This is a genomic window from Kyrpidia sp., assembly GCF_023512215.1.
Lineage (GTDB): Bacteria > Bacillota > Bacilli > Kyrpidiales > Kyrpidiaceae > Kyrpidia > Kyrpidia spormannii.
This window is the reverse complement of sequence record NZ_JAILZZ010000078.1, coordinates 1-8,065: the sequence shown is the minus strand read 5'-3', so window position 1 is coordinate 8,065 and position 8,065 is coordinate 1. Positions and strand designations below refer to the sequence as shown.

At 57.0% G+C, this 8,065-nt stretch carries 10 protein-coding genes and 1 pseudogene; 3 read left to right on the top strand and 8 right to left on the bottom strand.

Going from position 1 to position 8,065, the window contains the following annotated elements; translation table 11 throughout:
• Positions 1-553, top strand: a 553-nt coding sequence (locus K6T64_RS15725) for a hypothetical protein (RefSeq protein ID WP_288011011.1), incomplete at its 5' end; no start/stop codon positions are given.
• 12 nt (positions 554-565) lie between these two features.
• Here the strand turns inward: K6T64_RS15725 and K6T64_RS15720 are convergent.
• From K6T64_RS15720 to K6T64_RS15705, 4 genes are all read right to left on the bottom strand, one after another.
• Entirely contained in the window at positions 566-1,243 is a 678-nt protein-coding gene (locus K6T64_RS15720) for an NUDIX hydrolase (protein WP_288011010.1), read from the bottom strand.
• A gap of 263 nt (positions 1,244-1,506) precedes the next feature.
• Positions 1,507-2,106, bottom strand: coding sequence for a plasmid pRiA4b ORF-3 family protein (locus tag K6T64_RS15715; RefSeq protein WP_288011009.1), 600 nt, complete (start codon positions 2,104-2,106; stop codon positions 1,507-1,509).
• 228 nt (positions 2,107-2,334) lie between these two features.
• Positions 2,335-3,765 carry a pyridoxal phosphate-dependent decarboxylase family protein gene (locus tag K6T64_RS15710; RefSeq protein WP_288011007.1) on the bottom strand — a complete coding sequence of 477 codons (1,431 nt, stop codon included), beginning with the start codon at positions 3,763-3,765 and terminating at the stop codon, positions 2,335-2,337.
• Complete coding sequence (locus tag K6T64_RS15705; protein ID WP_288011005.1) at positions 3,750-4,982, bottom strand: YbfB/YjiJ family MFS transporter; 1,233 nt, start codon at positions 4,980-4,982, stop codon at positions 3,750-3,752. Before K6T64_RS15705 ends, K6T64_RS15710 begins: the two co-directional genes overlap by 16 nt.
• 118 nt (positions 4,983-5,100) lie before the next feature.
• Between K6T64_RS15705 and K6T64_RS15700 the strand changes: the two genes are divergently transcribed.
• The gene (locus K6T64_RS15700; protein ID WP_288011003.1) at positions 5,101-5,979 is read left to right on the top strand and encodes a LysR family transcriptional regulator; all 879 of its coding nucleotides are present in this window, start codon (positions 5,101-5,103) and stop codon (positions 5,977-5,979) included.
• 8 nt (positions 5,980-5,987) lie between these two features.
• Here the strand turns inward: K6T64_RS15700 and K6T64_RS15695 are convergent, their stop codons facing one another.
• Positions 5,988-6,173, bottom strand: a complete 186-nt coding sequence (locus K6T64_RS15695; protein ID WP_288011002.1) for a transposase — start codon at positions 6,171-6,173, stop codon at positions 5,988-5,990.
• An 8-nt stretch (positions 6,174-6,181) separates the two neighbouring features.
• A complete protein-coding gene (locus K6T64_RS15690; RefSeq protein ID WP_157935540.1) occupies positions 6,182-6,334 on the bottom strand; it encodes a hypothetical protein in 153 nt (50 codons plus the stop codon).
• Between the two features lie 136 nt (positions 6,335-6,470).
• On the opposite strand from K6T64_RS15690, the pseudogene K6T64_RS15685 reads away from it, so the two are divergent.
• Positions 6,471-6,820: pseudogene (locus tag K6T64_RS15685) on the top strand (transposase); the annotation flags it as partial.
• 129 nt (positions 6,821-6,949) lie between these two features.
• Here K6T64_RS15685 and K6T64_RS15680 read toward each other — a convergent pair.
• A complete protein-coding gene (locus K6T64_RS15680; RefSeq protein ID WP_232059752.1) occupies positions 6,950-7,276 on the bottom strand; it encodes a type II toxin-antitoxin system HicB family antitoxin in 327 nt (108 codons plus the stop codon).
• 73 nt (positions 7,277-7,349) lie between these two features.
• Positions 7,350-7,475 carry a type II toxin-antitoxin system HicA family toxin gene (locus K6T64_RS15675; RefSeq protein WP_245543334.1) on the bottom strand — a complete coding sequence of 42 codons (126 nt, stop codon included), beginning with the start codon at positions 7,473-7,475 and terminating at the stop codon, positions 7,350-7,352.
• Between the last annotated feature and the right edge of the window lie 590 nt (positions 7,476-8,065).

The following is an 8,065-nucleotide window of genomic DNA, read 5'->3' as shown; positions in this document are numbered from 1 at the left end:
CGTCAAGGATCTGAGACGCAAGACTGGCTCAGTGGCCCAAGAGATGCGGGACGCCTCTTATGCGGACTGGATGAATAAGATTGAATCCCTGTTTCACGACGGGCAGAGCGCGGTTGACAATTATGTCAACGCCTACGTCGGCCGAATGGCGGAAGATCTCGCGGCTGCCCATCTACAGGCCCAAGGTCTCCAGGTTGAGCATTTTGCATCGCAAACCCACCCGGGCAACGACCTGCGCATCCACCATCCGGATGGCAGTTTCACCGAATACTCGGTCAAATCTTGCGCATCGACTGCGGAGTTCCATCAGGCGGTGGCGGAACATGCGGATTCCCACCACTACATCGTCAACCATGAACTATACCAACAGCTGGATCATCAGGAACTGCTGCAATCGTACGCCCAACGGGGCATTGAGATTCTGGACGGAGGTGATCGGATCGACTTGGGAACGATTTTCACAACTTCCGATTTCCGAAGAGGCCAAAATCCAGATCGGCCAGAAAACCCCATTGCAATTGCTCCAGAAAATCGGATGGCCGTTCCGCGGTGAACACCCCGTCAGTTACAGGGAAGTGGTGGAGGGACAGAACGCCTCCCACAACTCATCAAGCGAACGGTAAGCAGAGACGGTCTCAAGCGCATAGCGGGTGGGCGGAATGATAGGAAATCTGCCCTCCCGGTTTTCCAGAATCTCTTGCGGCCGGAACCAGCCATCCTCCACCGCTTCTCCCGTCAGTCCCTGCACACCGTCCACCTCTTGTCCTTCCGGCAGACGGGCCAGGAAAAAACGCGTATCAAAACGGTGTTTTTCCGTCGATGGCGTAAGCAGGCGACCCATATACCTCAACATCTCCGGAACGGGCCGCAAGCCGTACTCTTCCAGGAACTCCCCAAACCGCATCTCGCCGCTCACCACTTTTTGACGGATCTCCCGAAGCGCAAAGGGATCCGGTATATCTCCGTCCACAAGCAATGTACCCGTCTCTTCAAACAACTCGCGAATGGCTGTGACCCAAGAGGCCAGATTGGTCGCAGGATCAAGCGATGAATCGGGAACCGGATCATCCGGGATCTTGGTCCCAATCCGCTTTTCAATCCATGGTCCAAACCGCCGGCGGAAGTCTCTCGTTTCGATGGCCGGCCTGGTTCGTTCGCGATACACCGTCTGTTCGGTGGCTTGACGCTCATCAAAAGGAGCCAGAAGGATTCGCCATTTCGGGATGCGATCCTGTTCCTCCACCGATCCGCCGGGAAACGCCCATACTCCCGCAAGGCGCGGAGTTTGGGGGATCGGCGCAGGGCGTACACCAGAAAGCCGCTCCCGGCATCCGGGCGAACGGGAAGGACCGTCGCCGCATCGCGGACCGGCGAATGGGATTGTGATTGTACATTCGTGATGTTCATCAGGCATACACCTCCTTGTCCCATGAGAATCGGAGAATTGGATTTCTAAGATATTTCTCATCGGGTTAATGAAAAAAATCCGACAGCCCCAAGAAACCGTCATTCCATAAACCGTCTCCGCAGTTCCTGATTGACGGCCTCTTTGTCGAACCGCATCGGGCTGAACGTTCCGCCGCTCCAGAGTCTCATGTGTTCATACTCCGGATGGTTGGGTTGACTGATGATTTTTAGAAAATCGGCGTAGCCGTGCGGCCCCCCGACATCCTCCGGAGGACAGGATCGCGCCCCGTCCAAACAGGCGTATGCGGGACGGTCTCCCAGATCGTAGATCGGGCGTATCACCCGCAGGACGTGCATCCAATTGTCGCCGAAATCATACAAGTACCCGAGCACGTCATCCCTATCAAAACCCAGGGACGGCAGTCGCTTCCTCCGAGCATCAAAGTGCGTGGCATCCACTTCAAACTCATCATCCGGAGTACTGATCCGGGTCTTTCCGAATCGAAACTCGTACAAATGATAATTCTCCCACCCCATAACCACCTGAATGACATCGTGGAGGCGCTGAAAGGTAATGTTGGCAGGCACACAAAATCGCCGCCACACGGTCGGGTGAACATCGCACAGCGTAATTTCAAATTCGTATGCCGCGGGCTTACTCGCACGAATTCGATTCGACACGATGTCGTCCCCTTTCATTCTCTCTACTCATTCCCGCCGAGCCGCCGCAACAGGTCGGCGGTGCGTAAATTTTATAACGATCACTCCGGCCGCGTTCGCCGCCTTCTCCCGGCCATCCTCACCGGGGTCCTTCCCCTTTCTCAGGGCCGCGAGCTTGCCCAGATAGGATGTAATTGTCCTTCGCATATTCCGGAGACGACAACGGCTGGAGGCGACCGCATCCATCTATTGTACAGGATCCCGGAATCATCTGCCGTACAACCGCTGTCCGATCTTTTCGATGCTATCCAGCACCGCCCGCATATCTTCCTCCCTGGTCGTCGGGTTGATGAACACACTGCGCAGCCACCGGCGCCCGCGAAGAGAGGTCACGGATAGAAACCCTTCCCCGGAGCGCATCAGTTCTCGCTGAATCTCTTCGTTGATCGCATCGAGTCGCTCGTCGGCCACTCCTGCGGGTCTGTACCGAAAGCACAGCAGGTTGAGCTCGGGTTCATGGGCCAGTTCAAACGCGGGATGAGCCCGCAACAGGTCGGCCCACGCCCGAACCTGAGCCAGGTTGCGTTCGACCAGCTCTGTCAGGCCCGAATCGCCCAAATATCGGCGCGTCACCCACAGGCGGAGGGCATCGAATCGACGAGACCCCTGAAGGCTCATCCCACCTCGGCTCTGCGGCCGAGCTGATGTCTCGTTCTTTCGCGTTAAATATGGCGCCCCGGATTCGAACAGGTTCCGCAGGGCTCCCTTATGACGGGTCAAGATCGCCCCCATGCTCTTCGGCTGCATCAACCATTTGTGGGGATCGACGGTCACACTGTCCGCCCGGTCGATTCCCTTCAAAAGGTGCTTCTTCTGCTCACTGAACAAGAGCGCTCCGCCGTGGGCGGCATCGACGTGCAGCCAAACTCCATACTCCCGGCATATGTCCGCCACCGCGTCCACCGGATCCACACTTCCCGTACTGGTGGTCCCCACCGTGGCCACTACCATGACGGGGGAGGCATCGGACGCTCTCACCTCCCGAAGGGCCGTTCGCAATCGTTCCGGGTCCATTCGGAAAGCGTCATCGGTGGAAATTTTGACCACCGATTGCTCCCCGAGGCCCGCCGTCGCCGCCGATTTCACGACCGAATAATGGGCCTGATCAGAGGCAAAGATGACGGGCCGACGTCGCAGTGCCCAGACTCCCTCCGTCCGGAACCGCCCTTGGGTGACGGACTGCAAAGCCAGAAGCAGTGCGGTCAGGTTGGAAACGGTTCCGCCGCTGACCAGCGACCCCTCGCCATGATCCATGCCGCATAGGGCACACAGCCAGGCGATCACCTCCTCTTCGACGGCCGTGGCCAAAGGAGAAAGTTCCCAAGCCAGCATATTCTGATTGAGAGCGGAGGCCACCCAATCCGCCAGCACAGCCACCAAGAGCGGACCGGAGTCCATGTGCCCGAAAAATTTGGGATGGGCCACCTGCATCGAATGTTCCAAAACGCTCCGCATATCGATCAAAATCTCGGCCCACTCTCCGGACCGACCGTCGGCGGGCAGCCATGCGTCCCCCTCATGCCAAACCGGTCGATTCGCCAAAGAGGCAAAATGGTCGATCACCATGTCCGCCACCCGGCGAGCCATGGCGCGTGCAACCCGGTGATTGGACGGATCGACCGTCAACACTTTTTCCATGTCTCACTCCCCCCGTGGTTGGAAACCCCCGTGTGTCCCACGGCCCAGTGCACCTTCCCGGCGACGAGCAGGCCGGCTCCCATCAGCACCACCGTTGCCGCGACCCCCATGGGCAACGCAAATCCCCCGGATCGGTCGGCGAGCACACCCGCCTCAGCGGCGCCGATGATTTGACCCACCCCGTAGACCCCGGTCATCAAACCGATGGCCCGACTGCTTTCCTCAGGGCGAAGCCTTTTGGCGAGCCCGGTGGCCATGGTCGTGATCCCCATAAAGGTGCCGCCGAAAAGAATCGCACCGATCATCAATCCGGCAGGATTCGGCATCACAACGGGAAGAACCACCCCGACCGCCTGCAGAACAAGAGCCGCCGCAAGACTTACTATAGCACTCTTCCGCTCGGCGATGGCCGACCAGGCCCAACAGGACGGAATCGCCGCGATCCCGACCACGATCCACCCATACGGTGCAATGGCGTGAAGTTCTGGAACTCCGGCCGCCAAACTGACAAGAAAGGTGCCGGTGATGATATATCCGGCGCCTTCGCAACCATAGGACGCCAGCAGCCACGGAAAATAATCGCGCTCTGCACCGCGCCCCCCTGATCGATTCCCAGGCTGTGGTGCAGCTAACCCGGTTCTCTGCCGGGGCATCCACCGGGCAGCCGGAACCCCGAGCCCGATGCCGAGCGCCGTCATGGCCAACCACATCCCGCGCCATCCGAACGCTGAGCCAAACGTTGCAACTGCAATTCCGGTTGCCGCAATTCCCAGTCCGACACCGCCGTAGAAAATGCCGGACAACCTGAGGCGGCCGCGATGGGCCAGGGCGTCCAACACCATGCTCGAAACAAGAACAAACACCAAGCCGCTCGCGATTCCCGAAAGAAAGCGCACGGCGAGCCACAGCCAGGAAGCCGAGCCCACCCCCATCGCGCCGGTGGTGATGATACTGACGGCCAACGAATAGCGGTAAAGCGGTACCCTGTATTTGGCAACCTGAGACAACCCCGCGACAAACGCACCGACCAGATATCCGAGGTAATTGCTGGACGCGAGATAACCCGCCAGGGCACCCGACACATGTTCGTCAGCTTGCATGAAAGGCAGAATCGGCGTGAAGGCAAATCGTCCGATGCCCATAGCGATAAACAGCGCCAACACGCCACCTGCCAGAATACGGTAATCCTGATTGGGGCTTACTCTTATACGAGACATGTGGCATACCCCCGGATTTTTGCACCCATTGTAGAATGCGGAATTTATCTCGTAAAATGAATGATCGAGATGATAACCATCTTTCCTAATGATTGATTGAACAACAAGGAGCGCGAGCATGTGGAGATTCGGGGATCTGACCATTTTCGTCACCGTCGCGAGAACCGGGAGTATCACCAAGGCGGCCGGTCAACTGGGATATGTCCAGTCCAATGTCACGGCCCGAATTCAGCATCTTGAGGCCAGCTTGGGCACCGTTTTGTTTCATCGCCATCCCCGGGGTGTTTCCCCGACGGCCACGGGGGAAGTCTTTTTGCGTTACGCCGAAAGGATTCTACACTTGTGCGAGGAAGCGGAACAGGCGGTTCGAGACAACTCATCACCCAGTGGTCCGCTGCGCATCGGAGCCATGGAGACCACCGCGGCCATCCGCCTGCCGGCCATACTGTCCGAATACCACAAACTGTACTCAAAAGTCCAAATCTCCTTGCTCACAGGACCCACCGAACATTTGGTGGAAAAGACGCTGAACTTTGAAATCGAGGGGGCATTTGTGGCCGGCCCTGTCCATCATCCGCTGCTCACCGATGAGGCGACCATTCAGGAGGAACTGGTTCTCGTGTCCAAACCCGGGGATGACAACATCCTTGACCCGAAGGAACTCTCTTCTCGCAATCTGGTGGTCTTTCGTGAGGGATGCTCCTATCGCAAGCGATTGGAACAGTGGCTCGATGCTCACGGCATCGGGCACCGAACCGTCGTGGAGCTGGGGTCGGTGGACGGGATCCTCGGTTGTGTGGCGGCGGGCCTCGGCATTTCCCTGGTGCCGAGTTCCATTATTCGGAACGAACAACACGATCTCTCCGTTCACGAGCTGCCCGACGGCTACGGAAAGGTTGCCACGGTGTTCATCCGGCGCAAAGATGCTTTCCTGTCCCCGGCTCTCGCGAAATTTATCGCCGTGGTTCGGAAGCATGTTCAGGCTGACCGGGCGTAGGAAGCGGTTCAGGCCCGCGCCTTTTCTCCGATCGAACGCTTCGACTTCAGCATCTTGAGCCGGTGAATCTGGCCTTCCACCTGCCCATTGCTCCACGGCAGACGCAGGGCCTGTTCGACCGCCTCCACATTTTGCCGGATGCTTCGCGCAAACGAACGGATTTCCACCAAGCCACTATGTTCGGCCTGCTTCAACCACCCAGCTAGCCGATCCGCCGACGTCGCACCATCGCTTCAAAGGATTGGATCAACTCGCGAGCCTCGGCAAGCCACGGCTGATCCTGAACCCACACTGTCCACAACTGCCGTTGTTCATCGGTATACGCATCCTCGGGTTGCCGCAACAGCCTCGCCATCTCCCGCCGTCCTAGCCGTCGTTGGACCCGAACCGGTGAATCATGATGTTTCGAGTACCGTTCACGGCGTACGCGAGCCAGATAGGCGGACAGCGTCGATCGGGAACTGCGGTAGCCCTTTTCCCGCAGTCACTGCAGCGGGATGTGTCCGGGGAGCCACGAGAGTGCGGGGAAACGGAAATCGGGACGCACGCGCAAGGGCAATCCCACGCTCAGGCGGGCCTTGGTGGAGGCCGCTCAGGCAGCCGGACGAACACGAAACACTTATCTATCTGCGCAATTCAGACGCATCGCGCAGCGGCGGGGGAATAAACGAGCAGCTGTGGCGGTCGGGCACACGATCCTAGTCATTGCGTACTATTTGCTAAAACGAAAGACGACTTACGAGGATCTCGAAAGCAACGAGAGACGGCAATCCGAAACAGCATCAAACGTCTGGAGCGCTTCGGATACAAGGTAACACTGGAAGCCAGAACACCTGCGTAGATTTACAATAGTATCCTCTTCTAAGAGTCTATTCCACCCGATGGACTCTGTGGGGGCCTTTTTCTATGCCAATTTATGGATTTTCACGGTAGCGGTAACATAACAGTCCTAATCGTGCCGCTCGAAAACTTACCGACTTAGCTTGTACAACACATACTGGTTCAACGACACGCCCTCTTGACGTGCTTTCATAACAAGTTCTCGGTGCAAGTTCTTCGGAACTCTCACGACAAACTTACCACTATATTCGTCGTCAGACTCCGGCTCTGGGATCGAATCGCCATGCTCGAGTTTCACTTCCAACCAGCCTTCCATGGCCTCCCGGATGTTCTGGAATGCCTCCTCCGGAGTTTTACCGTCACTCATGCAACCGTCCAGTTCCAGAACTTTGGCGAAGTAGTATAAACCATCACCATCGTCTCGCGGTTTAATCTGAATGGTGTATGGAAGATTCATGTAATACGAAACATCTTTGTTTGCCATTGTTCTCTGGCAAGGGCAGAATGGAGTTAAACGGACGAGGAGCCTGTCACTCCCCGATTCGTTTGATGATTTCCTCCACATACGCCGCCTTCAATGGGTTTTGTTCTTTCAGTGTGATGACATCGCCGTCTTGGTTTCTGAACTGCCGATGCGAACCTTTCGTCCGAACCAACTCGTATCCGTATTACCTCAGGACCTTGACGGCTTCATCGTATCTAATCCCGTTTGGGCGGCTCTTCATTTTTTGGACGATTTTCTCTACCCTTGCCATGCTCCACCTCCTGCATTTATAGTACTATATATGATACTATAGTGCAAGAGGATGGAGAAATTTTTTCCGGAAAACCACCTGTCTACATAACGCCATTCTCACCGCTGCGTACCATCCAGCGGGCATACCTTTCCACCCCCACTATACCATGCTTGAGCGCCAAGATTGCGCCAGCAATGCGCCAACGAAAAAAGACCCCATCACGCAACGGTGGTGGGGTCTTTCTCAATGACAATCCGGTGATATTGATCGTCAAGTAGAATTGACCCCGGGTTAGCACTGAATTTTGACCCCCATCAGAAAAGTGAAGGGTCCGGCCCGAAGGCCCGTCCATCGTCGACGGTCGGCAGTCTGATATATGTGGATTGGTTACGAGATGTCGTACCTCCATCAGAAGGGCTGTCTCGGACTAAGGACGTGCGTCAGGATATCCTGGCACATAGGGGACACGAGGATTCCCTCTTTCCGGGGACAAGCCTTCAGGCCCGACC

Excerpts from the sequence above, each read along its gene's own strand:
- K6T64_RS15715 (WP_288011009.1), bottom strand. The coding sequence starts at position 2,106 with ATGAAAGGGGACGACATCGTGTCGAATCGAATTCGTGCGAGTAAGCCC.
- K6T64_RS15710 (WP_288011007.1), bottom strand. The coding sequence starts at position 3,765 with ATGGAAAAAGTGTTGACGGTCGATCCGTCCAATCACCGGGTTGCACGC.
- K6T64_RS15705 (WP_288011005.1), bottom strand. The coding sequence starts at position 4,982 with ATGTCTCGTATAAGAGTAAGCCCCAATCAGGATTACCGTATTCTGGCA.
- K6T64_RS15700 (WP_288011003.1), top strand. The coding sequence starts at position 5,101 with ATGTGGAGATTCGGGGATCTGACCATTTTCGTCACCGTCGCGAGAACC.
- K6T64_RS15690 (WP_157935540.1), bottom strand. The coding sequence starts at position 6,334 with ATGGCGAGGCTGTTGCGGCAACCCGAGGATGCGTATACCGATGAACAA.
- K6T64_RS15680 (WP_232059752.1), bottom strand. The coding sequence starts at position 7,276 with ATGAATCTTCCATACACCATTCAGATTAAACCGCGAGACGATGGTGAT.